General features: G+C 69.9%; 22 protein-coding genes and 1 pseudogene. 11 read left to right on the top strand and 12 right to left on the bottom strand.

Annotation, left to right across the window (positions count from 1 at the left end):
- The first annotated feature begins 2 nt into the window (after positions 1-2).
- From ABZ444_RS19255 to ABZ444_RS19275, 5 genes are read left to right on the top strand one after another with little or no spacing between them, the layout of a single operon-like run.
- A complete protein-coding gene (locus ABZ444_RS19255; RefSeq protein WP_357998553.1) occupies positions 3-836 on the top strand; it encodes an ABC transporter permease in 834 nt (277 codons plus the stop codon).
- Positions 836-1,792: an ABC transporter ATP-binding protein gene (locus tag ABZ444_RS19260; RefSeq protein WP_357998323.1), complete on the top strand. Its 957-nt coding sequence runs from the start codon at positions 836-838 to the stop codon at positions 1,790-1,792. The genes ABZ444_RS19255 and ABZ444_RS19260 overlap by 1 nt, the downstream gene beginning before the upstream one ends.
- The gene (locus tag ABZ444_RS19265) at positions 1,785-2,600 is read left to right on the top strand and encodes an ATP-binding cassette domain-containing protein (protein ID WP_357998326.1); all 816 of its coding nucleotides are present in this window, start codon (positions 1,785-1,787) and stop codon (positions 2,598-2,600) included. Before ABZ444_RS19260 ends, ABZ444_RS19265 begins: the two co-directional genes overlap by 8 nt.
- The gene (locus ABZ444_RS19270) at positions 2,597-4,006 is read left to right on the top strand and encodes an amidase (protein ID WP_357998329.1); all 1,410 of its coding nucleotides are present in this window, start codon (positions 2,597-2,599) and stop codon (positions 4,004-4,006) included. The genes ABZ444_RS19265 and ABZ444_RS19270 overlap by 4 nt, the downstream gene beginning before the upstream one ends.
- Before the next feature lie 10 nt (positions 4,007-4,016).
- On the top strand, positions 4,017-5,636 hold the full coding sequence (locus tag ABZ444_RS19275) for an amidohydrolase (RefSeq protein ID WP_357998332.1): 1,620 nt from the start codon (positions 4,017-4,019) through the stop codon (positions 5,634-5,636).
- A gap of 239 nt (positions 5,637-5,875) precedes the next feature.
- Here the strand turns inward: ABZ444_RS19275 and ABZ444_RS19280 are convergent.
- From ABZ444_RS19280 to ABZ444_RS19290, 3 genes and pseudogenes are all read right to left on the bottom strand, one after another.
- Positions 5,876-5,953, bottom strand: a pseudogene (locus tag ABZ444_RS19280) (glyoxalase/bleomycin resistance/dioxygenase family protein); the annotation flags it as partial.
- 22 nt (positions 5,954-5,975) lie between these two features.
- A complete protein-coding gene (locus ABZ444_RS19285) occupies positions 5,976-6,788 on the bottom strand; it encodes a CPBP family intramembrane glutamic endopeptidase (RefSeq protein WP_357998334.1) in 813 nt (270 codons plus the stop codon).
- 432 nt (positions 6,789-7,220) lie between these two features.
- Positions 7,221-7,691: a TetR/AcrR family transcriptional regulator gene (locus ABZ444_RS19290; protein WP_357998556.1), complete on the bottom strand. Its 471-nt coding sequence runs from the start codon at positions 7,689-7,691 to the stop codon at positions 7,221-7,223.
- On the opposite strand from ABZ444_RS19290, the gene ABZ444_RS19295 reads away from it, so the two are divergent.
- Together ABZ444_RS19295 and ABZ444_RS19300 are read left to right on the top strand one after the other, a co-directional pair.
- Positions 7,611-8,888 carry an NAD(P)/FAD-dependent oxidoreductase gene (locus tag ABZ444_RS19295; protein ID WP_357998559.1) on the top strand — a complete coding sequence of 426 codons (1,278 nt, stop codon included), beginning with the start codon at positions 7,611-7,613 and terminating at the stop codon, positions 8,886-8,888. The two genes, ABZ444_RS19290 and ABZ444_RS19295, sit on opposite strands and share 81 nt — an antisense overlap.
- A 314-nt stretch (positions 8,889-9,202) precedes the next feature.
- Positions 9,203-10,048, top strand: a complete 846-nt coding sequence (locus ABZ444_RS19300) for an SAM-dependent methyltransferase (RefSeq protein ID WP_357998337.1) — start codon at positions 9,203-9,205, stop codon at positions 10,046-10,048.
- Positions 10,049-10,525: 477 nt separating this feature from the next.
- Here ABZ444_RS19300 and ABZ444_RS19305 read toward each other — a convergent pair whose 3' ends face one another.
- The 3 genes from ABZ444_RS19305 to ABZ444_RS19315 all read right to left on the bottom strand — a co-directional run bounded on the left by ABZ444_RS19305 (position 10,526) and on the right by ABZ444_RS19315 (position 14,251).
- A complete protein-coding gene (locus ABZ444_RS19305; RefSeq protein ID WP_357998340.1) occupies positions 10,526-10,801 on the bottom strand; it encodes a lipid II flippase MurJ in 276 nt (91 codons plus the stop codon).
- Between the two features lie 157 nt (positions 10,802-10,958).
- The gene (locus ABZ444_RS19310; RefSeq protein ID WP_357998343.1) at positions 10,959-12,920 is read right to left on the bottom strand and encodes a right-handed parallel beta-helix repeat-containing protein; all 1,962 of its coding nucleotides are present in this window, start codon (positions 12,918-12,920) and stop codon (positions 10,959-10,961) included.
- 464 nt (positions 12,921-13,384) lie between these two features.
- The gene (locus ABZ444_RS19315) at positions 13,385-14,251 is read right to left on the bottom strand and encodes a helix-turn-helix transcriptional regulator (RefSeq protein WP_357998345.1); all 867 of its coding nucleotides are present in this window, start codon (positions 14,249-14,251) and stop codon (positions 13,385-13,387) included.
- Between the two features lie 150 nt (positions 14,252-14,401).
- Between ABZ444_RS19315 and ABZ444_RS19320 the strand changes: the two genes are divergently transcribed.
- Together ABZ444_RS19320 and ABZ444_RS19325 are read left to right on the top strand one after the other, a co-directional pair.
- On the top strand, positions 14,402-15,328 hold the full coding sequence (locus tag ABZ444_RS19320; RefSeq protein WP_357998348.1) for an SDR family NAD(P)-dependent oxidoreductase: 927 nt from the start codon (positions 14,402-14,404) through the stop codon (positions 15,326-15,328).
- Between the two features lie 90 nt (positions 15,329-15,418).
- Positions 15,419-18,472 carry a tetratricopeptide repeat protein gene (locus tag ABZ444_RS19325; protein ID WP_357998350.1) on the top strand — a complete coding sequence of 1,018 codons (3,054 nt, stop codon included), beginning with the start codon at positions 15,419-15,421 and terminating at the stop codon, positions 18,470-18,472.
- Positions 18,473-18,536: 64 nt separating this feature from the next.
- On the opposite strand, the gene ABZ444_RS19330 is transcribed toward ABZ444_RS19325, so the two are convergent.
- From ABZ444_RS19330 to ABZ444_RS19345, 4 genes are all read right to left on the bottom strand, one after another.
- On the bottom strand, positions 18,537-19,442 hold the full coding sequence (locus ABZ444_RS19330) for a hypothetical protein (RefSeq protein ID WP_357998353.1): 906 nt from the start codon (positions 19,440-19,442) through the stop codon (positions 18,537-18,539).
- A 498-nt stretch (positions 19,443-19,940) separates the two neighbouring features.
- Complete coding sequence (locus ABZ444_RS19335; protein ID WP_357998356.1) at positions 19,941-21,134, bottom strand: hypothetical protein; 1,194 nt, start codon at positions 21,132-21,134, stop codon at positions 19,941-19,943.
- A 42-nt stretch (positions 21,135-21,176) separates the two neighbouring features.
- Positions 21,177-21,467 (bottom strand): hypothetical protein, encoded by a 291-nt coding sequence (locus ABZ444_RS19340; protein ID WP_357998359.1) that lies wholly within the window; start codon positions 21,465-21,467, stop codon positions 21,177-21,179.
- Between the two features lie 44 nt (positions 21,468-21,511).
- Entirely contained in the window at positions 21,512-22,081 is a 570-nt protein-coding gene (locus tag ABZ444_RS19345) for a TetR/AcrR family transcriptional regulator (RefSeq protein ID WP_357998362.1), read from the bottom strand.
- A gap of 89 nt (positions 22,082-22,170) precedes the next feature.
- Between ABZ444_RS19345 and ABZ444_RS19350 the strand changes: the two genes are divergently transcribed.
- Positions 22,171-23,577: a DHA2 family efflux MFS transporter permease subunit gene (locus ABZ444_RS19350; protein ID WP_357998365.1), complete on the top strand. Its 1,407-nt coding sequence runs from the start codon at positions 22,171-22,173 to the stop codon at positions 23,575-23,577.
- Positions 23,578-23,989: 412 nt separating this feature from the next.
- Entirely contained in the window at positions 23,990-24,484 is a 495-nt protein-coding gene (locus ABZ444_RS19355) for an NUDIX domain-containing protein (RefSeq protein WP_357998368.1), read from the top strand.
- 61 nt (positions 24,485-24,545) lie between these two features.
- Here ABZ444_RS19355 and ABZ444_RS19360 read toward each other — a convergent pair whose 3' ends face one another.
- Both ABZ444_RS19360 and ABZ444_RS19365 read right to left on the bottom strand, forming a co-directional pair.
- A complete protein-coding gene (locus ABZ444_RS19360; protein WP_357998371.1) occupies positions 24,546-24,971 on the bottom strand; it encodes a hypothetical protein in 426 nt (141 codons plus the stop codon).
- On the bottom strand, positions 24,968-25,402 hold the full coding sequence (locus ABZ444_RS19365) for a MarR family transcriptional regulator (protein ID WP_357998374.1): 435 nt from the start codon (positions 25,400-25,402) through the stop codon (positions 24,968-24,970). The genes ABZ444_RS19360 and ABZ444_RS19365 overlap by 4 nt, the downstream gene beginning before the upstream one ends.
- Positions 25,403-25,492: the final 90 nt, after the last annotated feature.

Genomic DNA, 25,492 nt, shown 5'->3' on the forward strand with positions numbered 1-25,492 from the left:
CCGTGACCCTCCACCGCCGATACCGGCTCCCGGCGGACGGGACGACCGTCGCCGGCGTCGCCGTCCTGGCCGTCCTGGTGGCGGTGGCGATCCTCGCCCCGGTCGTGGCGCCGCACGACCCGCTCGCCATCGACTTCCCGGCCGCGCTGAGCGGCCCGAGCGCCGATCACCTGCTCGGGGCCGACCAGTCCGGCCGCGACGTCCTGTCCCGCCTGATCTTCGGCGCGCGGGCGGGACTGCTCGGCCCTCTCCTGGTGGTGACCCTGTCGACGGTGGCCGGCACCCTGCTCGGCGTCCTCGCCGCCTGGACCGGCGGGGTCGCCGACGCGGTCCTGTCGCGCGCGATGGACTTCGTCTTCGCCTTCCCCGCGCTGCTGCTGGCGATCAGCCTGGTGGCCATGTTCGGGCCCGGTCTGACCGCGCCCGTCGTGGCGATGAGCATCGCGTACACCCCCTACGTCGGACGGCTGGCGCGCGGCCTCGCCCTGCGGGAGATGTCCCGTCCCTACATCCACGCCTACCGGGTGCAGGGCTGGTCCGGCTGGGTCATCTGCCTGAGACACCTGGTCCCGAACGTCGTGCCGCTGATCCTCGCGCAGTCGGCGATCAACTTCGGCTACGCGCTCATGGACCTCGCGGCGCTGTCCTTCCTCGGGTTCGGCATGCAGCCGCCCGTCCCGGACTGGGGCGCCATGATCAACGAGGGCGCGTCCGCGCTGCTCCAGGGCGCCATGCTGCCCGCGCTGGTCCCCGGCGCCGCCGTCGTGGTCACGGTGGTGGCCTTCAGCATCGTCGGCGAGGGCATCGCCGACCGCGTCTCCGGGAGGGAGCGCTGATGCTCCAGATCAACGACCTGACCGTACGGCTGGCGCCCGGCCAGGCCGCACGGCCCATCCTGGACGCGGTGTCGCTGCGAGTCGCCCAGGGCGAGGCCGTCGGGCTCGTCGGCGAGTCCGGGTCGGGCAAGTCCGTCACCTGCCGGGCCGTGCTCGGCCTGCTGCCCCGGCAGACCGCCGTGAGCGGGCGCGTCCTGGTCGACGGCCAGGACGTGCTGTCCCAGGCCGCCGCGGGGCTGCGTGACCTGCGCCGCCGCCGAGTGGCGATGATCTTCCAGGATCCGCGGGCGTCGATCAATCCCGTCCGGCGGATCGGCGACTTCGTCACCGAGGGGCTGCGGGCGGGCGGCCTGCCGCACCGGCAGGCCCTCGATCGTGCGGAGGAGCTGCTGGAGGCGGTGGGCATCGAGAACCCGCGAGCCGCGCTGCACCGCCACCCGCACGAGTTCTCCGGCGGGATGCTGCAACGGGTGATGATCGCCGGGGCGCTGGCCGCTGAGCCCGACCTGCTGCTCGCCGACGAACCGACGACCGCCCTGGACGTCACCACGCAGGCCGAGGTCATCGCGATCCTGTCGCACCTGAGAACCGCGCGCGGGATGGGCATGTTGTTCGTCACCCACGACCTGGAGCTGGCCGCGGCCATCTGCGACCGCATCTACGTGATGTACGCGGGCCGGATCGTCGAGGAGCAGGCCACCGGCGACCTCTTCGCCCGCCCCCGCCACCCCTACACGGCCGGGCTGCTGGCGGCCACGCCCCGGCTGGAGTCGCACGACCCCCCGCACGGCGTGCCGGGCAGGCCCCTGTCGCTCGCGGAGTCGCCGGAGGGGTGCGCGTTCGCGGCCCGCTGCCACCTGGCCGTCGAGCGGTGCCGGCAGCGGCGGCCCGCGCTGGAGACCCTGGAGGACGCTCAGGTGGCGTGCCTGAGAGCGGGAGAGCCGGTCCATGACTGAGAACGTGCTGGAGGTCGAGGGGCTGCGCAAGGCGTTCGGCGGCAAGACCGCCGTGGACGGCGTCTCCTTCTCGCTGCCGGCGGGCGGCTCGCTCGCCGTGGTGGGCGAGTCGGGATCGGGCAAGACGACGACCGCGCGCATGCTCGTCGGCCTGGAGATCCCGGACGCGGGACGGATCGGCGTCCAGGGCCGCGACCGCTCGCGCGTCCCGCGCGGCCGCCGGGCCAGGCTCGCGCGGGCACGGGAGATCCAGATGGTCTTCCAGGACCCCTACCTCTCCCTGGATCCGCGCATCAGCGTGAGCGAATGCGTGGAGGAGTCGCTGCGGCTGCACTTCGCCATGGACCGGCAGGCCCGGCGGGCCCGGCGCGATGAGCTGCTGGAACGCGTCGGGCTCGGCGAACGCGAGGCGGCCGCGCTGCCCAGGCGGCTGTCCGGCGGGCAGCGCCAGCGGGTCGCCATCGCCCGCGCGCTCGCCACCGAACCGAAGGTGCTCATCCTGGACGAGGCCACCTCGGCGCTCGACGTGTCCATCCAGGCGCAGATCCTCGACCTGCTGGCGCGGATCCGCCGCGACCTCGACATCGCCTACCTGTTCATCACCCACGACCTGGCCCTGGTCCGGCACGCGGCCGACGACATCGTCGTGCTGTACCGCGGCAAGGTCGTCGAGGCCGGGCCGACCGAGCAGGTCCTGGCCGCCCCCCAGCACCCCTACACCCGCCTGCTGCTGCACTCCGTGCCGCGGCCCGGCTGGGACCCCGTACAGATCGCCGCCGACCGGCGCGCCCTTCAGGAGATCATGTGAGTGACCTCGCGCACCTGCCCGCCACGCAAGCCCTGGAACTGTTCAGGACCCGGGCCCTGTCGCCCGTCGAGCTCATGACCGCGGTCATCGAGCGGGCCGAGGCCGTCGAGCCCCGGGTCAACGCGCTCAGCGAGACGATGTTCGAGGAGGCGCTCGACCAGGCCAGGAAGGCCGAGCACGCCTACGTCCACGGGTCGCCGCGCCCGCTCGAAGGGCTCCCGGTCGCCACCAAGGACGAGCAGCCGATCGCGGGAAGACGGGCCAGCGACGGCTCCCTGGCCTACGCCGGCCACGTCGCCGACGCCACCCACCCGGTCGTGGAGCGCGTCGTCGCCGCCGGCGGGATCGTCCACGCCCGCACCACCACGCCGGAGTTCTGCTGCGCCGCCTACACGCACTCCCGGCTGTGGGGCATCACCCGCAACCCCTGGAACCTGGACTACTCGCCCGGCGGCTCCTCCGGCGGCGCGGGCGCGGCCCTGGCCTCGGGGACGGCGACGCTCGCCACGGGGTCCGACATCGGCGGCTCGATCCGCCTGCCCGCCGCGGCCACCGGCACGGTCGGCTACAAACCCCCCTACGGGCGGGTGCCCGCGATGCCCCCGTACAACCTGGACCACTACTGCCATGACGGGCCGATGGCCCGCACCGTCGCCGACTGCGCGCTCCTGCAGAACGTCATCGTCGGGCCGCACCCGGCCGACGTCGTCTCCATCCGCCCGGCCGCCTACGTCCCCGAGCGCCTCGGCGACGTCGCGGGGCTGCGCATCGCCTACTCGCCCGACCTGGGGAACTGGGAGATCGAGCCGGACGTCGCGGCCAACACCCGCGCGGTCGCCGACGCGCTGGCCGCCGCCGGGGCCGTCGTGGAGCAGGTGGAGGTGCCGCTGCGCCGCGCCGACGTCATGCGCGCGGCCTTCATCCACTTCGGCGCCATCTTCGGCCCCATGGTCGCCGGCGTGGCCGGCGCGCACCGCGACGAGCTCACGCCCTACGCCCTCGCCTTCGCCGAGGACTCCCGCACCGCGCTGGCCCGGGACGGCTTCCTGGCCGGGCTGGAGCTGGAGGGCCGGATCTACGCCGTGATCGGCGACCTGCTCGACCGGTACGACGCGCTGATCTGCCCCACCGCCGGCGCCGCCGCGCTGCCCGCGGGCGAGGACTACGTGGACACCAGGCTGACGGTCAACGGCGTCCAGCTCGACCACTACCTGGAGTATTCGCTGACGCCCGTGTTCAACATCGCCAGCCGCTGCCCCGTGCTCAACGTCCCGTCCGGCCTGTCGTCGTACGGCGTGCCGACCGGAGTGCAGATCGTCGGCCGCAGCTACGACGACGCGACCGTCTTCCACATCGGCGCCGCCGTCGAACGCGTCCTGCCGTGGCCCACCCGCCCGCAGCTCTGAGGAGAGATTCATGACTTCCGCCGACATCCTGTTCCTCAACGGCCGAGTACGCCCCATGGCCGGCACTCCGAGCCGTGCGGTGGCCGTACGCGAGGGGCGGATCCTGGCGCTCGGCGACGACGAGGAGATGCGCGACCTCGCGGGCCCGCGGACCGAGGTCGTCGACCTGGCCGGACGGACCCTGCTTCCCGGGTTCCAGGACGCCCACGTGCACCCGGTGCTGGCCGGGCTCACCATGACCCAATGCGACCTGCACGAGGCGCGCGACGCCGCCGACGCCCTCGCCGCGGTCCGCGCGTACGCCGCGGCCAATCCCGAGGCGCGCTGGATCTCCGGCGGCGGATGGTCCATGGAATGGTTCCCCGGCGGCACACCGAGCCGGATCGCCCTCGACGAGGTCGTCCCCGACCGGCCGGTCTACCTCACCAACAGGGACGGGCACGGCGCCTGGGTCAACACCGAGGCCCTGCGGCTGTGCGGCGTCGACCGCGGCACCCCCGACCCGGCCGACGGCCGCATCGAACGCGAACCGGACGGAACCCCCCAAGGAACCCTGCACGAGGGCGCCGCCTCGCTCGTCGGCAGGCACGTCCCCGAACCCACGGACGAGGACCTGCTCCGCGGCCTCCAGGCGGGCCAGCGACGCCTGCACCAGGCCGGAGTGACGGCCTGGCAGGACGCGCTGGTCAGCCCGGAGGTCCAGCGCGTCTACCAGGCCGCCGCCGACGCCTCGACACTCACCGGGCGCGTGGTCGGCGCCCTGTGGTGGGATCGGGAGCGGGGCGAGGAGCAGATCCCCGAACTGCTCGCCCGCCGCACCACCACCGGACGGTTCAGAGCCACCAGCGTGAAGATCATGCAGGACGGCGTGGCGGAGAACTACACCGCCGCCATGACCTCCCCCTACCTGGACGGCTGTGGCTGCCGGACCGGCAACAGCGGCATCAGCTTCGTCAGGCCCGAGGACCTGCGCGCCCACGTCACCCGGCTGGACGCCGTCGGGGTCCAGATCCACGTGCACGCGGTCGGCGACCGAGCCGCCCGGGAGGCACTGGACGCGTTCGAGGCGGCGCTCAAGGTCAACGGGCGCAAGGGCAACCGGCATCACATCGCCCACCTCCAGGTCGTCCATCCCGACGACGTGCCGCGGTTCGCGGCCCTTGAGGTCACCGCCAACATCCAGCCGTTGTGGGCGGCGCACGAGCCGCAGATGGACCAGCTGACCATTCCCTTCCTCGGCGACCGGCGGGCCGCCTGGCAGTACCCCTTCGGTGACCTCCTGCGTTCGGGCGCCGCCCTGGCCGCGGGCAGCGACTGGCCGGTCAGCAGCCCGGACCCGTTCCTCGGCATCCACGTCGCCGTCAACCGGATGCTCCCCGACGGATCCGGACGGCCGTTCCTGCCGGCCCAGCGCCTTCCGGTGGCGGCAGCCCTGGCCGCGTACACGATCGGCACCGCCCGGATCAACCACCTCGACACCCGGACGGGGACCATCGAGCCCGGCAAGCTCGCCGACTTCATCGTCACCGACGCCGACCCGTTCGCCGTCTCCCCCGGTGACCTGGGCGGCATCACCGTCCTGGCCACCTACGTGGAGGGACGACGGGTGCACACACATCCGTCCTTCTGACCACTGGCCGCCGAGCGGACCCGGCCCTCGCCCTCTCCGCCCGTCACAGCGGAAGAGGCGGGGGCGGCGTTCCTCCAGTACGACGCCGGCGAACCCCCGGGCCGCCCTCGAAGGCCGCACCACGTGCCGCTCCGGGCCCGAGGCGCTGGCCTTCTGCCATCGGCCGGCTCGGGCTGTGCTGCCGTCGGTGGTGGCGGCCGATGGGATACAGCAGGGCGAACGGTCTGCTCGGCCAGGGTGTCGGCGTCGGACTTGACCACGTACACCTCCCACGGCTCGGCCCCGAGCCCGTTCACCCACACCTTGTGCTGGACGGCGCTCCGCCGCATGATCAACGCCTCACGACAGACCCGCGGACGCGCTGCGCCCGGCTCGGCGCATCAGCCACATGGCAGCGGCGAGCGTGAGCACCCAGCCGATCACTTCGATGAGCAGGTGATCCGTGGCGTTGGGGACGGATTGCAGCAGGTACACCCGGACGCTGTTGATCGCTCCGTGCGTCAGGACCGCCGGCCAGACACTCCCCGACCTGCTGCGAAGTGCGAGCAGCAGCGGCGCCCAGGGCAGCATGCCCGCGAAGTAGATGACGATGTCCCAGAGTGGCCGATCACCGATGACGACCAGGACCGGCAGATGCCAGACGATCCAGACCAGACCGCTGATGAGGGCCAGCGGCCAGAATCCCCATGACGCGGCCCGCGTGGCCAGCCAGCCGCGCCAGCCGAACTCTTCGCCGATGGCGAGGAGCGACTGCATGAGGAAGACCGGCACGATCCACATGGTCGCCGTGAAGATCTGGTCAAGCGGGTTGAGCTGCCAGATGCCCCATGCCAGCGCGATGGCGGTCTGGATCGCGGCGATCGCGGCGATGAGGCCGATGCCGATGCCGGCCCACTTGGGTGTCCCGCGCCACCCGGTGGCGAACGTCTCCCGGAACGTCCCGGGTCGCCGGGCAAGCCACATGACGATCGCTGCGAGCAGCGGGGACTGCTGCATGATCGGAGTGATCAGGTTGTAGAAGTCCGTCGGGACCAGCCGGAAGACCATCGGAACGGACAGCGCGAAACACAACAGGACGGCGATCGCGAAGAACCACGTGACATCGACGGCAGTTGATCCGGCAGAACGGGAGCGCGTGGAGGACGCAGTCATGATGACCTCGTTTCGTGCGGGCGCGAGGATCTGGCTCGCTGAGTGATCTGGGTGTGGCGCGGATCGGCCATCGTCAACTCGGACAGAACCTTCACGTCCGGGTCGTCCACCAGATCCTGGTCAACGGGACAGGCCGGGGCTGTCCGGCCGACGAGCATGACGACGCGGCGAGGTATGAGAGGTAGGAAACGCACGATCACGAAGTTTGGCCGGGCAGGATCGGTCGGGCCTCACCCGAACGGGTGAACCGGGTACCGCCCGTCAGGATGGAATCGGTGGCGAGCGACAAGCCCGGATCACCACGTTCACGCCGTCACGCAGGTCCAGCTTCTGCGGGATGGCCGGACGTGCGACTGCCGCGCCCCTGATCACCAAGAGGCTTCCAGCTGACGCTCCTTTCGAGCCACGCCGCCGATGCCCGGGTCGGGTCGGTCAGGCGTGCAGACCCCGGCGGAGGAGCGACCACACACGAGCGGCTGCGACGCGCCGCGCCGGCGCGGGCCGCTTGGCGAGAGCGCCGGCGAGCATGCTGACCGCCAGCAGCAGATCCTCGCTGTCGAGATCCGCACGGGCCGCCCCGGCCCGCTGGGCCTCGGCGAGCTTGCCGGCCAGCACGCTGCCCACGCGATCGCGCATCGCCAGGGCGCGGGGGTCGGCGGTGTTCGCGTCGACCATGTCGATGAACGCGGTGGCGCCGATGATCTGCTCGGTGATCAGCGTGAGCACGTCGTCGAGAGTGGCGCCGGGCTCCTCGGCCAGGGTCTCCAATTCGGCCACGCCGTCGTCGAAGACGGCCAGGGCAAGGCTGAGCCGGTCAGGAAAGTGCCGATAGAGACTGCCCTGGCCGACCCCGGCGGTGCGGGCGACCAGGCTGAGCGGCGCGTCGTAGGCACCCTGGCCCAGCCGAAGCTGCCCGGCATCCCCGGCATCGAGACATTCCGCGGGCACACGTTCCACACCAGCCGCTGGGACTACGCCTACACCGGCGGCTCGGCCGAGGGTGGCCTGCACAAGCTGGCCGACAAGCGCGTCGCCGTCGTCGGCACCGGCGCCACCGGCATCCAGGTCATCCCGCACGTGGCCCGCGACGCCCGCCACCTGTACGTCTTCCAGCGCACCCCCTCGACCGTCGACGTACGCGACAACCGCCCCACCGACCCGGCCTGGGCCGCCGCCCTCAAGCCCGGCTGGCAGCGCGAACGCATGGACAACTTCCTCACCGTCGTCACCGGCGGCCACGCCGATCAGGACCTGATCGACGACGGCTGGACCAGCACCGCCCGGCTCCAGCGCAACCTGCTGACCGGCGTCGTCGACACCACCCCGTCGCCGGACCAGCGCGCGTACCTCGACGAGATCGCCGACTTCCAGAAGATGAACGAGATCCGCGCCCGCGTGGACGAGATCGTCGACGCCCCCGCCACCGCCGAACTGCTCAAGCCCTGGTACCGCTACATGTGCAAGCGGCCCACCTTCAGCGACCACTACCTCCAGACGTTCAACCGGCCCGACGTCACCCTCGTCGACACCGCCGACCACGGCGGCATCACCGCCATGACCGAGACGTCCGTCGTGGTCGGCGAGCGGGAGTACGAGGTCGACTGCGTCATCTTCGCCACCGGCTTCGAGGTCGGCGTATCCGGCATCGTCTCCGGCGCCCTGCCGGTGTACGGCCGGGGCGGCGAACCGCTGCTCGGCACCTGGCGGCAGACCGGCCCGCGCACCCTGCACGGCTTCTACAGCCACGGCTTCCCGAACCTGTTCCACCTGGGCCCGCTGCAGAACGCCTCCGCGGTCAACTTCGTCCACATCCTCCAGGAGCAGGCCACCCACATCGGCGCCGTGATCGCCGAGGCCCGACGACGCGGCGTCGCCGTCATCGAGCCCAGCAAGGACGCCGAGGAGGCGTGGGTCGCCACCATCCGCGAGCTGTCCCCGGACAACACCCGCTTCCAGGCCGAGTGCACGCCCGGCTACTACAACAACGAGGGCAGACCCCGCCCGATCAGCCTGACGTACGGACCGGGCCCGATCGCCTTCCACGACCTGCTGCGCCGCTGGCGCGCGGAGGGCGGCATGGACGAGGTGCTGGCGGGATGAACCGCAAGGCGGAGCGCCTGCTCCGGGCGCGTCCACTGCGGGCGTCGAACGGCATCGCGTTCGACACCGACGACGCGATGTACGAGAGCGACATGGTCCCCGGCCACGTGCGGCGACGCAACCCCGCCGGAAGGCGTGAGCGCTCGGCGTGTGCAGGCGACGGTCACAGCACGCCGACGAGGCACCGCCGCCGGGCCTCGCGTGCCCCTTCTCTTGGCCGGTACGAGGCCGGGCTGTCGAGATAAATCAGGATGTTGTTGTTCCAGGTGGGATTCGCCAGATCCCGCCCCCTGAATCCCGCTAACGTGGGGCACATGGCAGTTGATCAACACGGAGGTGCGGAGGTGGCCGGCGACAGGCAGATGGGGGTCGACCTCAAGACGAACGTGCCGCACTCGGCACGCGTCTACGACTACCTCCTGGGAGGCAAGGACAACTTCGCGGCCGACCGCACAGCGGCCGAGGAGGTCATCAAGATCGCCCCCTACATGCCGACGTCCGTACGCGCCAACCGCGACTTCATGGTCAGGGTGACCCGCCACCTCGCGACCGAGCGCGGCGTCGACCAGTTCATCGACATCGGCACCGGACTACCCACCTCCCCCAACCTGCACGAGGTGGCCCAGCAGGCCGACCCCACCGCCCGGATCATCTACGTGGACAACGACCCGCTCGTCCTCGTCCACGCCCGCGCCCTGCTCACCAGCACCCCGGAGGGCAGAACCCGCTACATCCAGGCCGACCTGAACGACCCGGACGCCATCATCAGCTCGGCCGAGGTCCGCGACACCTTCGACTTCACCCGTCCCGTCGCGCTCTGCCTCATCGCCGTGGTGCACTTCATCCGCGACGACGCCGACGTCCACTCGATCATCGAGCACCTGATGAAGCCGCTGCCACCGGGCAGCTTCCTGGCCCTGTCCACCATCACGATCGACAGCGCGCCGAGCAAGCTGGTGAGCGAAGCCGTCGCCCAGTACAACCGCCGCGGCATCATGTCCAAGGCCCGAACCAGAGCGCAGATCGAAGAGTTCTTCACCGGACTCAAGCTCATCGAGCCGGGTGTGGTGCCGGTGCACCGGTGGCGACCCGACGACCAGGCGCTGCTCGTGGAGGACTCCATGGTCTCGATGTACGGCGGACTCGCCGTCAAGGCCTGACCGGCCCCTGGGGGCAAGATCCCCCGCGACTCATCGCGCCGAAGCCGCTGAAGCCGAAGGACGACGCCGCACGGCCACCCCGCCCAGCCCATCGCCGGGCGGGACGGTCGCCCCTCCTCCTCCTTGACGCTGGTCCAGGTGCCCGCCGCGCCCCGCAGGGCCTCGCGCAGTGTCTCGGCGCCCGCGACCACGTCCGGGAAGCGCAACATGGCGGCGGTGAAGGTCGCCGGCCTCGAACTCGGACGTTGCCATACGAGGGCCTGTGTGGCTGCGGCCGGCAGTCCTGGCGGTCAGCTGTTGTTGATCCGCAAAGCGGCGGTAAGGGCCCTGAACTCGGTGATACGCAGGACTCGCGCGGCCAAGGCGTAAAGGGCGATCCCGAGACCGCGATGACAGCGCAGGGCAGCTGGAACAGGGTGTAGGCGTTGGAGTAAACGCTGACGGCGCCGGACCCGGCCTGCGAGACGATCCGGGTGATCACCACAAAAACGGCCTGGCCGCGACCACGATGAACGGCGCGGCGACGATCGTCACGATCATCACGGCTCCAAGGCCATAAACCACCAGCGACAGCAGCCACTGGGCGAACAGGCCGTCGTCGACGTCGCGGTCACTGGCCGTACGAACCAGCAGCGGAACAAGCACGCCGGCCAGCGCACCGCCGAAGACGAGCTCGCCGATGGTATTGGGAGTGACGTTCGCCGAGGTGTAGGCGTCCAACAGCTGAGTTCCCAGCCCGAGCGCGGCGACCAACGCCAGTGTGCGGACGAACCCGGGGAAACCGGGGCCGACGCCCCTCTTCCGTCAAGGGCCCGCTCCCGAAGTCCAGAACCGGGCCCATGACCTGCCATGACCACTTGTGGGGGCATCAGACCGGGTGCTTCACGCACCCCTGGAGCCTCCGCGTTCTTCAGACCTTCTGTGTATCCGCGCCACGCATCGCCACGTCATCGATCCGGAATGCAGAACCGACGGGGGCGCTCCAGACGAAGGTCCAGTCAACGCGGGTCGCGCCCACCGGCGCGGCGAACGTGCCGGCCGCCTCGGTCCAAACCGTCTTCTGAGCCAGCGGGATCGCGTCGGTACGCAGCACCGCACCGCCCTCGTCGCGCCAGCGCACGTTCCACGTGACAGTAGGCATGGTGGCCACGGCCTCCCGATACCACAGCGACACACGATAGCTCTTACCGGCGATCACACCGCTGTACCCGGGGTACTTGTCGAGCGCCACCGCGCTGCCCGACCCCTCGGTGCTGGTCAGCTGCAGCGAGCCCGTACCAACGTGCGCGTCGCCGGTCCGGTGCGCCACGCTCGATCCGTACCACGCCGAGTAGGGCGCCGTCGAGACGTCCTCGAAGTTCTGCTCGGTGATCGGCGGCGTCTCCGGCGACCTGCCGTCGAACGTGCTGCCGGCGTCCTGGCCGTACTGGGGACCGACCCACTCTGCGGCCGTCACGCGCCTGCCCATGTCATAGATCCGGAACTGCCACGGTCCCATATAGGTGTTGTCGTGCCAGGAGTTGTTCGACTCGTAGACGATCGACTTCTCGATCTTCTCTCCCAGATACGGGGACCACTCCGGATGCGCCGTACCCCAGTTGGACAGCAAGCTCATCTGCCCGCAGAACTGCGTCGAACAGCCGCCGTCGACGGCACTGGGGTCGAAGGAGAACGTGTTGTGGTGGATGTCGAGGTTCTTCGTCCACCAGCGGCAGTCGGTGTAGAGCGGCTCGTCCTTGATCGCGGGCGCCGAGCACTTCGAGGTGTTGGCCGGCCCGACCATCAACGTGCAGTCGCTGGTGGTCGAGGCCCTGCTGCCGCAGAACCGGTCCGCGTTCGCCCACGCCGTGATCCCGCCCCAGTTGTTCTCGAGCAGGTTGCCGGTGACCTCGATCTTGCCGGTCCGCGCCGGGATGCGCGGCTCACCGTCCGCCTCGGACAGGTAGATCGCCGCATCGGGGAACGAGTCCCCCTTCGCCGCCCGCTCGGCACCCGCCTTCCAGGTGTTGCGACGGAGGATGTTGTTCCGGATCACGGCGTTGTAACTGATCTCGTAGAAGATCCCGATCGACTCGTTGTCCTCGATGAGGTTGTTCTCGATGAGGAAATCGTTGTTGTTGGTGTCCGCCCAGATCCCCGGCCCGTGGTTGTGGTGCACCCAATTGCCGGTCACGTCGGCACCGTTCACCGCCCAGAACTTCAGGCCACCGGTACATCCGCACCCCTGACCCTGATGTTCCCAGTCATCGGTGTTGTTGCCGGTCACCTCATTGTCCGCCACCACCAGACCGGTGATGTGATCGCCGTGCTGCGACGCGTTCAGCCCGAGCTGGCCGTTGTCCTTGATGCAGTTACCACGGATCCGGTTCCTGGCCCCGGCCATCAGCGCCGCGCCGGAGTTGCCCCGGAACGTGTTGTGCTCCAGCACCCAGTCGTCGGCGGCGCTGTGATTGACCACAGCCTCTTCCTGCGGCGCGACGAACCCGGTGACGGTCAAATACCGGATGGTGACCCCGGTCGCCGTATCGCCGAACGCGTACTGGTTCACCCCCTTCCCGTCCAGCACCGCACCGGGCGCGCCGATGAACGTCGCGTTCTCACCGGGCAGGATCTGGGCGTATTGGGCAGGCTCCAGCGTGTGCGTGCCGGTCTCGAAGTAGTACGTGGTGTTCGCCTTGCGTAAGTCCACGCCGCTGTTGTCGCCCGCGGGCACGACCACCGCGCCGGCGGGCGGTGCGGTGGGGCCGTTCAGCGACGAGCTTCCGCAGACCGCAGCCGTTGCCGTCGTTGCCTTTGTTGCCGGATCAACGGCGGCACCACTCGCCGGCGTCGCGCCGCCCATGACGACCGTGGCGAGTGCCACCAACGCCATTGGCCACGTTCTTCTCATTCGTCTTCTCCTCGGGTTTTCGGCCAGCCCTTACTGCCATTGACTGCTGGCCGTCGCCACAGTAGCCCGCGCCCGCGCACAAGATCGAAGCTTGGACAAATTGGACAGAGCAGCGGCCAATCAGGCCCGCGCTCAGAGCCGGGCCGCCGCTCCACGGAGCACGGATACGCGCCCGTCCACGCCAGGTGAGGTGGTGGCGTCACCAGGTCACCCGTGCGCGCCGGCGGTCGACTCCATGATTTTGGCGAGTGAGTACGGGCGTAGCCCGTTCCATTTGTTTGCAGTGGAGTACGAATGGGGTGCACAAACCGAGGGCCTTTACTTTGTAGATTCACTCCTCCCGCCCTGGCTCGCCGATCTCCTCGTCGCGGCATCGCGGTCACCCCTGGGCACGGCCCTTCTCCACCGCGCTGGCGACCCTCGCCGCCGAGTAGCGCGGCAGCCGGTCAGCGATGTGTGGTGGCGACGCGGCCTCCCGTGACGCGGAGAAGCTCGAGCTTTCCGTCCTCGGTGCTTCCGGTCGCCGCCGTGTAGGTGACCATGCGCAGGTCGGCGTCGGGAACGATGAGGACGTCGCAATCGAGCAGGATGTCGCCGACCTGCGGGTGCCGGATGGTCTTCGTGTCGGTCGTATGCGGGGCGGCAGTCGTCTGCGCGGCCCAGTGATGAGCGAAGGCGCCGGAGGTCTCGCGTAGCTCTCGTACGAGACGATCGAGCCGGGCGTCGGTGGGATAGCGGGAGACGGCGTCCTTGAGGTCGGCGACGATCGAGGCAGCGAAGGCCTCCGGTCCGCGTTCCGACCGGACGGGGAGCATCAAGGCGCTCGCGGCGCCGTTGCCGAAGAGCGCACGGGCAAGGTTGCGCTCGGCGGCCGGGAGGGCGGCGGGGTCGCCGTGCAGGGCGCTCCACATGGTGTTCCACCACACCAGGGTCCAGTCCGCGGCGAACACGCCGATCGGGACATCGCCGAGGCGCGAGACGAGCCGTTGGATGCCTGGGGGCACGTGGGTGTCGACGGTCCCGTCCTGCGGCGGCAGCAGCCCGGCGCTGCGGTAAAGCTGGTCGCGCTCGGCGCGGGCGAGCTGGAGGGCGCGCGCGAGAGCGCCGACGACCTGGGCCGAGGGGTTCTTGGCGCGGGCCTGTTCCAGGCGCAGAACGTAGTCGACGGACAGCCCCGCCAGCTGGGCCAGCTCCTCGCGGCGCAGTCCCGGCGCGCGACGGCCGCCCGTCGCCGTGAAGCCGGCGTCGGCCGGGGAGAGACGGTCACGCCAGGCGCGCAAGAGCGCGGCGAAATCAGAGCGGGAGGCAGCCATGCACCCATTCTCGCCACACGGCGACGAACGAGCCTGGGTACTGCCGGTCCTGGTGACGGACGGTGCACTGGCTGGTGGCGGCACTTGAGACGAACGTGGACCTGCGCCCGAAAAGCGGGCGCCACCGGTGGAACAGCGAAGGAACCTGGCATGAAGCACACCATCGTGATGACGGGCGCGAGTCGCGGCATCGGCCGCGTCGCCGCCCGGCACATCCTGCGCCGGTCACCGGAGGCGCACCTCCTCGTCGTCGCCCGCCCGTCCTCCGGCGCGCGGCTCGCCGCGGAGCTCTCCTCGGGCGGGCATCCGGTCTCGCACGTCCAGGCGGACCTCGGCTCGCTGGACAGCGTCCGCGCGGCCGCCATCGAGATCCGCGACCGGCTCGACCGCGGTGACCTGCCGCCGCTGCGCGGCTTCGTGGGGAACGCCGGCATTCAGCACACCAACGCGCTGACCGAGGGACCGGAGGGGCTGGAGTCCACCTTCACGGTCAACGTGCTCGCCAACCATCTGTTCGTACGCCTGCTCCAGGACCGTTTCGCCGCCCCCGCCCGGATTGTGATCACGTCAAGTGACACCCACTTCGGCGACCTCAGGCACAACCTGGGCATGGTGCCGGGGCCGGTCTGGAGGTCCCCGGACGCTCTGGCCCGTACGGGCGCGTTCGCCAAGCCGCACACCGCGGCCGGCGGGCGCACCGCGTACTCGACGAGCAAGCTGGCCGCGATCTACCTGGTGCACGAGTACGCCCGCCGCCTGCCGTCCGGGATCGACGTCGTGGCCTACAACCCGGGGTTCGTGCCCGGCACCGGCCTGGCCCGCAACGCCGATCCTCTCTCCCGGTTCGCCATGCGGCGCATCATGCCCCTGATGATCCTCACCCCCTTCGCCACGAGCCCCGACGCCGCCGGCCGCCACCTCGCTGACGTCGTCCTCGGCACGCTCCGGGCGCCGACCGGCTCCTACGTCGACCGCGACCGCGTGGGCCGCTCGTCGGAGGAGTCCTACGACCCCCGACGCGAAGCCGACCTCTGGAAGGCCGTCGAACGGCTGACCGCGGGCGCGTCCGAGTCGTAGCCAGGGCGTTCGACCAAGAGAAGATCGGGCCAGACGGTAGAAATGCATCTTCAGTTGCCTTGAAGTCCAGCCCGGCAGATACTTCTCGCTGTGACGGCGACCGAGCCTCTGCTGCCACGGGCGCGACTCACCGCCCTTTTCGATCAGATCCCGCGGCACCGGCTCACCGTGGTGACCGCCGGCCCGGGCGGCGGTAAGACCTCGGCCGTACGCGGCTGGACGCGGGCCCGGTCTGAGCACCCGGTGGCGTGGCTGACCTGGACTGACGACGCCACCCTGATCGAAGAGAGCTGCGAAGCCCTGGGCGCGCCGGCCGGATGGGTCCGCTCCGCCGGACTCGCCACCGAGCTGGCCGCCGCCGTCTCCCGGCCGACCATCCTCGTCATCGACGAGGTGGAGCGGATCGAGCCGGGCACCCCTGGGGCGCGCCTGCTCGAAGAGTTCTGTCACCACGGCGGCGACGACCTTCACCTGGTGTTGATCTCCCGCTCCGCCGTGCCCTTCCCGATCCAGCGCCTGCGCGGCCTGGGCCATGTCTTCCAGGTGTCGACGGAACAGCTGGCCTTCACTCCTGCCGAGACTCGCTCACTCTCCTTGATCGTTCTGGGGTCGGATGACCTGGCGGAGGAGGTTCACGAGCTCACCAAGGGGTGGCCGGTCGCCGTACGGCTCACGCTGAGCTGGCTGAGCGGCCTGCCCTTGTCGGACCGTGCCAAGCAAATCGCTGCCACGCCGCTGTTCGACTATCTGGTCGAGGAGGTGGTGAAGGACGAGCATGAGGCATTCCTCCGCGCGACCGCTCGGCTGCCGTGGTTCACTGACGAGCTGTGCCAGGCGATGGGGGTCGCCGTCTCCCGGGAGGAGCTCCGGGCCCTGGCCGCTCAGCACATCCTGATCACGCCCTGCGATCAGGGTTACGTGGTGTCGACCTTGGTGCGGGAGTTCATGGGTGATGTCGGCCGGGTGCCGGCGGCGGCCCATTGGTATGAGTCGCATGGGTTCGTCCGGGAGGCGCTGGCGGTTTGCGACGAGCCCGGCCATCGGGTGGCGATGATCGAAAGGTGGCATGCATCGCTGCTCGCCAAGGGGCACGCGGCTGAGCTCGTTCGGGCTTGCGGCGCCGTGCCGGAGAAGTCGCGGACATGTGCCGTGAATCTGGCCGAGGGTCAGGCACGCCAGGTTCAGGCGGACTGGGCCGGCGCGCTGGAGTGCCTTCGCCAGGTCGACGCCACTGACCCCGCGGTGGCTTGGCGGATGGGGATGATCTATTACCAGCGGGGGGACTACAAGGCGGCGTTGTCGACATTCGAGCTGGCCGGCGGCTTCGACAGCTCGGCGTTTCCGTTGCCCTCTTCGAGCTCCTCCGACCGGGCGATGTTGCTGGCCTGGTCCGCCAGCGCCCGCTGGTTGGTCGGCGAAAGCGTGGAGGCGACCCAGCTGGCCGAACAGGCCCTGGCGATGGCCAACCTCTGCCAGGACGAACGCGCTGCCGCCTGCGCACACACCGCGCTGGCCATGGTCACCCACGACGCCGGCGACGGGGCCGGAAGCGAACGGCACAGCGCCCTCGCCCTCGCCCTCGCGGAGAGCTCAGGAGACCTGTTGTTGTCCGCCCGCGTCCTGGCCAACCGCGCCGCGAGCCGCACGGAGGAGGCCCGCTACGAAGAGGCCATCGCCGACTGCGACCTGTCGGTACGGCGAGCGGACCTGGTCGGGGACCCCGTCCAAACCGCGATCGCCCTGCACAACCGCGCCGATGCACTCATGGGACTGGGCAGACTCGACGAAGCCCTGGCCGACTTCCAGCGGGCACGCGACATCTTCAGCCGGGTGGGCAGCGACAAGCTCGGCCACCCACTGACGGGGCTCGGCAAGGTCTATCTGGAACGCGGGGAGCTGATGCATGCCCGAATCAGCTTCGAAAACTCCCTGAAGCATGCCGAACAACTCCAGAACGCCCATCTGACGCAGACAGCCCTGGCCGGACTGGCCTGCGTCCACGCGGTCGACGATCCGGCGCTGGCCGTACAACTAGCCGAACGCGCGGTCGCGGCGGGCGGCGGCTCCAGCCGGGTGGACGCGCTCCTGGCCGCCGGCTGGGTCTGGGCGGAGACCGGCGACCGCAGCAAAGCCGGCGCCTACGCCCGATCCGCCCACGAGGCGGCTGTCAGCCGCCGCGACCGGGCCAAGATGGCGGCGGCCTTGGAACTGTCGGCCTTCACTGTGGCCGAATCCCCCGGCGAGCGAGCAGACCTGCTGGCGTCCGCAGCGGAGATCTGGGCACAGATCGGCAGCCCTGTGGACATCGCGCGTAACGCTTTCGCCCGGGCGCGGCTCCACGGCTCCGGCCTCGACGAGGCCGAGCAGGAGCTCCGCCGCGTCGGCATCCGCGGGCCGCACAGCTCCGGCGCCGGCCTGCTCCGCGGGATCACGCTCCTCGACCATGACGCTGTGCGGTTCTGCATGCTGGGTGGAGTACGGCTCAGCCGCCGCGGCAGCGCTGTCGAATGGCAGTCCCGTAAGGCCCGCGACCTGCTGACCTGGCTGGCGTGCCAACGCGGCCGCACTGTCGCCCGGGAAGCGGCGATGGAGATCCTTTGGCCGGGTGAGGAGCCCGCGTCCTGCTCCAACCGGCTTTCGGTCGCTCTGTCCACCGTGCGCTCGGTCCTGGATCCGCAACGGAAGTTCGGCCCCGGGGAGTTCGTTCGTGCCGACAAGTACAGCATCCAGCTGGTCGGACTCCGTACCGATGTCGAGGAGTTCCTCTCCGCTGCCGCCGAGGCGCTCGCCTCCGAAGATGAGGATCGCCTTGTCGCGGCTGAAGCTCGCTACACCGGGGACGTCTGCGAGGACTCCCCCTATGCCGAGTGGCTGGAGCCTCTTCGTGAAGAGGCTCGCGCCGTACACCAGGCCCTGCTTCGCGAACTGGCCTCACTCGCGGAGGCGGCCGACGACCCCGACAGGGCGGTTCGCTACCTGCTTCGGCTGCTGGAGCGGGATGCCTACGACGAGGCAGCCCACCTGGACCTGGTTCGAACGTTGACCAAAGCTCGCCGCCACGGTGAGGCCCGTAGACGCTACCGGCTCTATGCCGAGGCGATGAGGGAACTCGACGTGGAACCGGCCCCGCTCAGCCTCACATGAGCACAGGAACGGGCAGCGGGCTCCCTCGTCGGACGGTGGCCACCGGCGTGTGCTCGTGCCCGGGTCAGCACTCGTCCATCCGCGCTGCGGGGACGGCGGTGGCAGGGGCCGCGGGCAGGCCGGGCTGGGCCCAGAGCAGGTAGGAGACGGCACCGGCATCCGCGGTGTCGCCGATCGAGAAGACGCCTGTCTGCTTCGGGACGGCGAGGCCGTAGTGCCCCGCGTTGGTCCTGACGCACCAGGAGCTGTCCGCGGTTCCTGGCTGCCAGTCCTGGAACTCGCTCGTCCAGGCCGTGGCGGGCATGGACATGCAGGCGTGCAGCGTCGGCCGGCCGGTCCCGGCGACCCGCGCGGCCGTTGCCCCGTTGACCAGTTTCGGCCCCAGGTTGAAGCCGAACGTCTCGATCTGGATGTCCCCCGCGCGGGCTCCGGGCGAGTCGTCCGGCAAGGTGTGTCCGGTGTCGAGGTCGAGGGAGCCGTCCAGGTCGCCGGGGACGGTGCCGCGCAGCGCGACCTCGTCGCCGTTCCCGGCGTCGGTGACGGAGACCTCCGCCGCGGTGCCGCGCGGAATGATCACCTTGATCTGGCGCTCCTTGACGTAGAGGTCCACGTGCTTGAGCTGCGCGCCGTTGACGCTGACCTTGAGCTCGTGATCGGTGCCGAGCTCGAACACGGTTGTCCGCTGCTGCCCGTGGAGCGTCTGCTCGATCAGCAGCCACGTCTTGTCCTTCGGGACCGCGTGCTCGATGAGGTATCGGGCCAGGGCGTCCGCCGCGAACAGGCCGAGACTGACCGCGATCCCCGGGATCGCCTTCGGCACCACCTCAGGCAGGACGGCGAGGACGATGGGCGAATAGGACTCATAGACGCCGGCGATCGCCTTCGAGGCGCAGTCGCTCTGGTCGCAGCCCGAGATCAGGCCGCCGATCAGGACGCAGGTGACGGCTACGGATGCTGTGTGTCGAGACATGGTTCGTCCCCCGCCGGTCGCGTCGCCCCGCTCCAGGATCGGCCTGCGGCCACGCCCTGGCAAGAGCAGGGCGGCTCCCCCGTCAAGGAGGCATGAGCGCGTCGCTCGCGGACGCCGTCGCGCGAACAGCTCGACGCCGGCGCGCCCTACCGCCTTCGCCGAGCTGCTGCGCCGTCAGAAGCCGGCCGATCACGCGCCGGCGGACGCCGGATGGGCGGTGAGCGCACTCATCCGGCGGGGCCACAGCCTGTCCCCCGCCGCAGGGTGTCGGCGACCCTGGAGAGCGCCGCGCCGAGGTGGCGGCGTTGCACGGCGGTCAGAGGGTCGAACACGAGCCGGCGCACCTCCGCTACAAGACCCTGGAGGAAAGCGCATGAAGGCAGTACGGCTCCACGAGTCCGGCGGCAGCGAGGTCCTGCGCCGGTCGACCGTCCGATCCCCGGCACTGGACAGGTGCTGGTGCGGGCGGCTCGCGCGAGGACAGCGCAGGCCCCGACCCTAACGCCGCTTCTTCGAGCGTTTTGGACTGCGCGTGTAGCCTTTCGCGCGTTTCTGTTCAAACGCTTGATCGAGGGTCCAGATGTAGTACCACCTGCCCTCGCGAAGTGTCCGGACACTGTTCTGGCTGATCGCTTGGACAATGCTCCAGATTCCACCGCTGGCGCCCAGGACTCCAAGCGCGGCGGTCAGAGCCGGACCGTACACCGCAGTGAGGGTCGCTCCCGTTGTCCCGAGTACGGCGCCGGTCGCGGCAAGGGCTCTGGTCCTTTGGATCTTGGCCATTTCGGCCTGGCATTCTTGAATCTGCTCCCGGATCTCCAGGCCGATCCGGGTCAGGGCCAGTTCGGCCTGAACGGCGTCTTGGGCCTCGTCGAGCTGGAGAAATTTCCCGCGCAGGTAGGTACGGAAACGGTCGTAGGACCCGAACTCCTCGACAGTGATTTTACTGAAGTCCCGAAGACCTACGCCGTCGATGTAGGGCAGCTTGATGTCCAAGATCGGTCGGACGAGTCGGCTCTTGACGGGCTCTTCGCCTGACGCCTCGATGGCACGCCGTCCTTTGAGCAGAAAGTCAACCGCCCGAGCTTCACGGATCGACCTGGTCCTTTGTACCGGGCGTCCCTTCTTCACCTGCTGCGTGCGAAGGCAGTAGTTGGGCAGGTACCAGGTCAGCCCGGCTTGCAGGAGGGGTTGGGCCTGGAGGATCCAAGTTCCGAGCTGCGCCAGATCGAGCGTTCTGATGCCGAAGTAGTCCTCCCTCCAGTCTTCACGAGGCTCACGGACGGCTGCCATATGGAGCATCGATGCCGGTAAGTCGGCCGGCGTCCCGGGCGGGAATTGCGGTTTGCTACCTGAGCGTCTGCCCGGGTCGTCCCAGTGGATTCCGGTCTGTCCGATTTCGTGATACGTCCCACCCATGCCATCCGCAAGAAGGAGGGTGTCGGAAATGAGCGAAACGCGCTTCGTGATGGCAGCGAGGTCGGTTTGTTTGAAGCCGAGGCTCACGTCGAACTCATGTTGGGTGAGTGATCTCATGTCTCGCAAGGTGTCCGCGTCCCGGTCCCAGAAGTAGGCCGCGTACTTTTTCGCTACTTGTTCCGGTTGCTCACCTTGGTGCACGCTGCGAAAGAACTTCTGCATATGTTCAGCAATGACATGATTCTGGGTTGGGCGCCGCCACCACAGCCGCATTTGTCCATCATATGTCTTTGATCTCCCCACCGCCCGCCTGCGTCATAGCCTGTTCATGACTTTGGTCTGACGGGGCGTGGAGCTGACCCGGCCCTCCTTGGGCTGCGTCGGGCTGCGGACCGTTGTGTACGGGTGTGGTTGTTCCAGCCATTCGCTGGTCAGCCTTGCTCCTGTGGTCTGGTCGATGACCGCGAGCTGACCCAAAGGGAGCGCCTGCCCGTCATCCGGGACCACGACGGTCCAGCACATGCTCACGTCGAGCCATGGGCGGGTGGAGCGGAGTTGCCGGTAGTGCTCGTGCAGGTCGGCAGTCGGTGGGTGCACGGGGTTCACGTAGTGCTCCTTGGCACGCCGGTTCCACGGCGCGACGGACCGGATCAGGCGAGCAACCGGTCGACCAGCCCGTCGAGGTATTCAGGGGTGAGCGGGCCCGCACCGAACAGGACCCGCATGTAGATCGGCGCCAGGAGGTGGTCCAGCACCTCCAGTACGTCAGGCGGGTCCTCGCCGCGGTCGCGGGCACGGTCGAGCACGGCCTGCAACTGGCTGGTGCGGTCGGCCAGAAGCTCGTCGCGTGCCTGAAGGCCCTGCTGGCCCTCGCCTGACAGCGCGAGGGTCAGCCGCACCAGCGCCAGGCCGTCGGGCCCGGTGACCTCGCGGGCCACGTTGGCGGCATGGGTCCGCAGGTCGCCGGCCAGGCTGCCGGTGTCGGGCATCGGCGACTGCGCGTTGAGCCGGGTCAGCAGCACATCACTGAGCAGGGCCTGGAGGTTGCCCCACCGGCGGTAGAGGCTGGTGTCGGCCACGCCCGCGCGGGCCGCGATGTCGCCGACGGTGAAATTTCCGTAGCCGCGTTCCCTGACCAGCTCGGTAACGGCCTGGTGCACTGCCGCGCGGACCCGGGCGCTGCGCCCGCCGGGCCGCTTGGCCCGCCCCTGCTCATCCATGCCCCCACCTTAACGCAGTGGAGACTTGCGTTAGAGCCTGCGAGGGTCTACGTTAACGCAGTCACTAACTGCTTTTAGGAGAGATGTACGTGAAAGCGTTGCTCACCCTGACCTGCGCGGGTCAGTTCATGGTGCTGCTCGACAACACGATCGTCGGCGCCGCCCTGCCCGACATGCAGCAGCGGCTGCACACCGGGCTGACCGGCCTGCAGTGGATCGTCGACGCCTACGTGCTGCTGGTGGCCATGCTGCTGCTGTCGGGCGGCGTCTTCGCCGACCGGTTCGGCCGCAGGCGGGTGTTCCTGGCCGGGGTGGTGGTGTTCACCGCCGCATCGGTGGTGTGTTCGCTCGCGCCCTCGATCGGCTGGCTGATCGCCGGGCGGGTGCTGCAGGGCGTCGGGGCCGCGGCGCTGAGCCCCGCCTCGCTGGCACTGCTGGTCGCGGCGTACCCCGCCCCGAAAGAGCGCGTCAGCGCGATCGGGTTGTGGGCCGGGTTCAGCGGCATCGGCCTGGCCGCCGGACCGCTGGCGGGCGGGATCCTGGCGGAATCCTTCGGCTGGCCCGCCATCTTCCTGGTCAACGTGCCCATCGGGGCGGTCCTGCTGCTGGCCGGGCTGCGCGTGCTGGGAGAGTCCCGCAACCCGAGCGCGCCGCCGATCGACGTCCCCGGCACGGTCCTGTCCGTCGCGGGCGTGGGCGCTGTGACCTACGGCCTGATCGAGGGCGGTTCCCGAGGCTGGACCTCGCCGGTGATCCTGGGCAGCTTCGCCGCCGGACTGGTGCTCCTGGCCGCGTTCGTCGTGGTCGAGGGCCGTGTGTCGACGCCGATGCTGCCGCTGTGGCTGTTTCGTCAGCGGCTGTTCACGGTGTCCAACACGGCGATGGTCGTGGTCGGGTTCGCGCTGATGGGGTCGTCGTTCTTCTTCTCCCAGTTCTTCGTCTACGTCCAGCACACTTCGATCATGGTCGCCGGGCTGCAGACACTGCCCGTCTCGCTGGCCATGGTGATCGTCAGCCCGTACGCGGGCCGGCTCGCGGCCAGGTACGGCTTCCGTGTCGTCACCGGCATCGGCCTGGCGCTGGCCGGGCTTGGGCTGCTGGCGCTGGGCTTCGTCCACGCCGATACCGGCTACGGGAACGTGTGGTGGCGGCTGGCGGTCGTCGGCATCGGGTTCGCTCTCACCATGTCACCGCTGACCGGGGCCGCCATCCAGGCGGTCAGCCCGCAGGAGGGCGGCCTCGCCTCGGGCGTCAGCAGCACCACCCGGCAGATCGGCGCGGTGCTCGGCGTGGCGGTGCTCGGGGCGATCGTCCACACGCGGGAGTCCGGCGGAGCCTCCTTCGAGTCCGGCCTCAACAGCGCTTTCCTCGTGGCGGGTGCCGTGACGCTGGCCTGCGCCGTGCTCACCGGCCTGTGGCTGACCGCGGCCCGGACGCCGGCGGGCGTCCGGCCGCCGCTTGGCATTGGCTCCGCGCCGGGCAAGGGCCGATCATGACCGGAAGCCCCAGCCTCGCCCAGATCGACGGGATCACCGCGTTCATGGACGTCGAAGCGTCCCACCAGAAGGGACGCCGACCGCGCTCATGCTCTTCGGCACCGATCAGCCCGCGCCCGCGGAGATCGCCGCCGAGCGCCTTCAAGCTGGGCTGGCCGTCGCCGGCGTCTCCAAGTGGTACCACCGCCGGACCGGCACATGCTGAAGACCCAGCTGCCCGGGATCGGCTCCTTCTACGCCGTGACCTTCATCCAGAACGACAAGCGGCGGATGATCCGCGGGTGGGAAGAGGATCACCGGCCGTGTCGCGGATGGCAGCCTCGCCTCGACTCAACGCCTGGATGGGGCGTGGCGCTGGGCCGAGGCGGGGAGCCAAGCCAGGTTGTCGGTGGCGTCTGCGAGCGTGTGCCGCATGGGCGAGCTGGTCGAGCGGGTGGATGAACGGGACCGCGTGCTGGAAGTCGTGGGGCGCGCAGAGGCGGTGCGCCGGCGGTGGATGCATCGCATCGCGACGACGATCTGCCGCGATCCGATGGGGCGGATCCTCGTGCTGCGCCGAGCCGAGGGGCATGTTCGCTTTCCCGGCCACTATGACGTGATGGTCGGCGGCGCCGTGGGCGTAGGCGAATCGTATGAGGACGCGGCGGCCCGCGAACTGGTCGAGGAACTGAGCGTCGGCGTCCCGGTCCGCTTTCTGGTCAAGTTCCTGTGCCAGGACGGAATCAGCCCTGTCTGGTTCGGGGTGCACGAGGCCTTGATCGCCGAGCCGTTGACGCCGGATCCGTCCGAGATCGCTTGGCATGCCTGGCTCACGGAGCCCGACCTATGGAAGGTGGTCGATCAAGGGCCCTTCGTTCCAGGTGGGCGAGAAGCCCTGCACCGATATCTTGGCCGCACGGCCCAGTGACGAACATCGCGGGCGCCGCCTGCCCACAGGTCGACGGGTAGGGGCGAGAGTTGGTTCCGTCTCACCCGGCGGCTTGCTGCCAGGGGAACGGAGTGAGGTCCGGCTCGACCCAGCCGGTCCTGGCCGGGTCGCTTGCCAGCGTCGAGGACCGATAGAAGCGGGTGAGCAGCTTCTTGTCGAACAACGCGGGGTTCTGGTCGGCGAACGCGTCGAAGTCGGCGGCGTCCGACCGTCCGGCGTGGTGGCCCACCAGTTCGACCCAGGCCCGGCTGACGGTGGCGTTGTACTTCTGCGGCGCACCCGCGTAGCGGGCGGTGCGCTGGATGCCATCGCTGACCAGGTCGACCGCCGCTGTGGTGCCGTAGCGGCGGACGGCCAGCCAGGTCAGCCGGACGTGCTGGCGGTGCCCGAACCGCTCGGCGGTCGCCATCACCTCCCCCATCAACTCGGTGAACGGCGAGGACTCCTCGTGGTCGCGTGTGGTCATGACCCTTCCCTGATCAGTGCGTTCAGAACGGCATGGAAGCCGGCGACCGCTTCGGCGGGCAGGCCCTCCAGCGCGCGGTTCTCGACGTCGGTCAGGGTCCGGGTGATGACGGCGGCCGCCGCGCGCCCGGAGTCGGTCAGTTCGATGAGCACCGAGCGGCGGTCGCCGGCGCGCGCGCCGCGGGTGATGTGACCGCGGCGTTCCAGCCGGTCGAGCACGCTGGTCAACGTGGTGGGGCGGGCCCCGACCGCGGCCCCCAGCTGGGAGACGGTGCGGGCTTGACCGTCGGCCAGGTTGGCCAGCGCGTTGATCTCGGAGGCGGTCAGGTCGAGGTCGACGAGTTCAGTGGAGATCAGATGCAAGGTGGCGTGGGTGGCGCGCTGCAGGGCCAGCAGCGCCGACCGGTCCAGTGGTACGGATTCGTACTTCACGATTTCGGATATTACGATATCGGAGTATTCACTGCAAGACGCCGGCCCTGCACTCCCCCGCGGCGTCGCGAACCATGCGTCGTTCTCGAT

The organism is Nonomuraea sp. NPDC005730, assembly GCF_040630865.1.
GTDB lineage: Bacteria > Actinomycetota > Actinomycetes > Streptosporangiales > Streptosporangiaceae > Nonomuraea.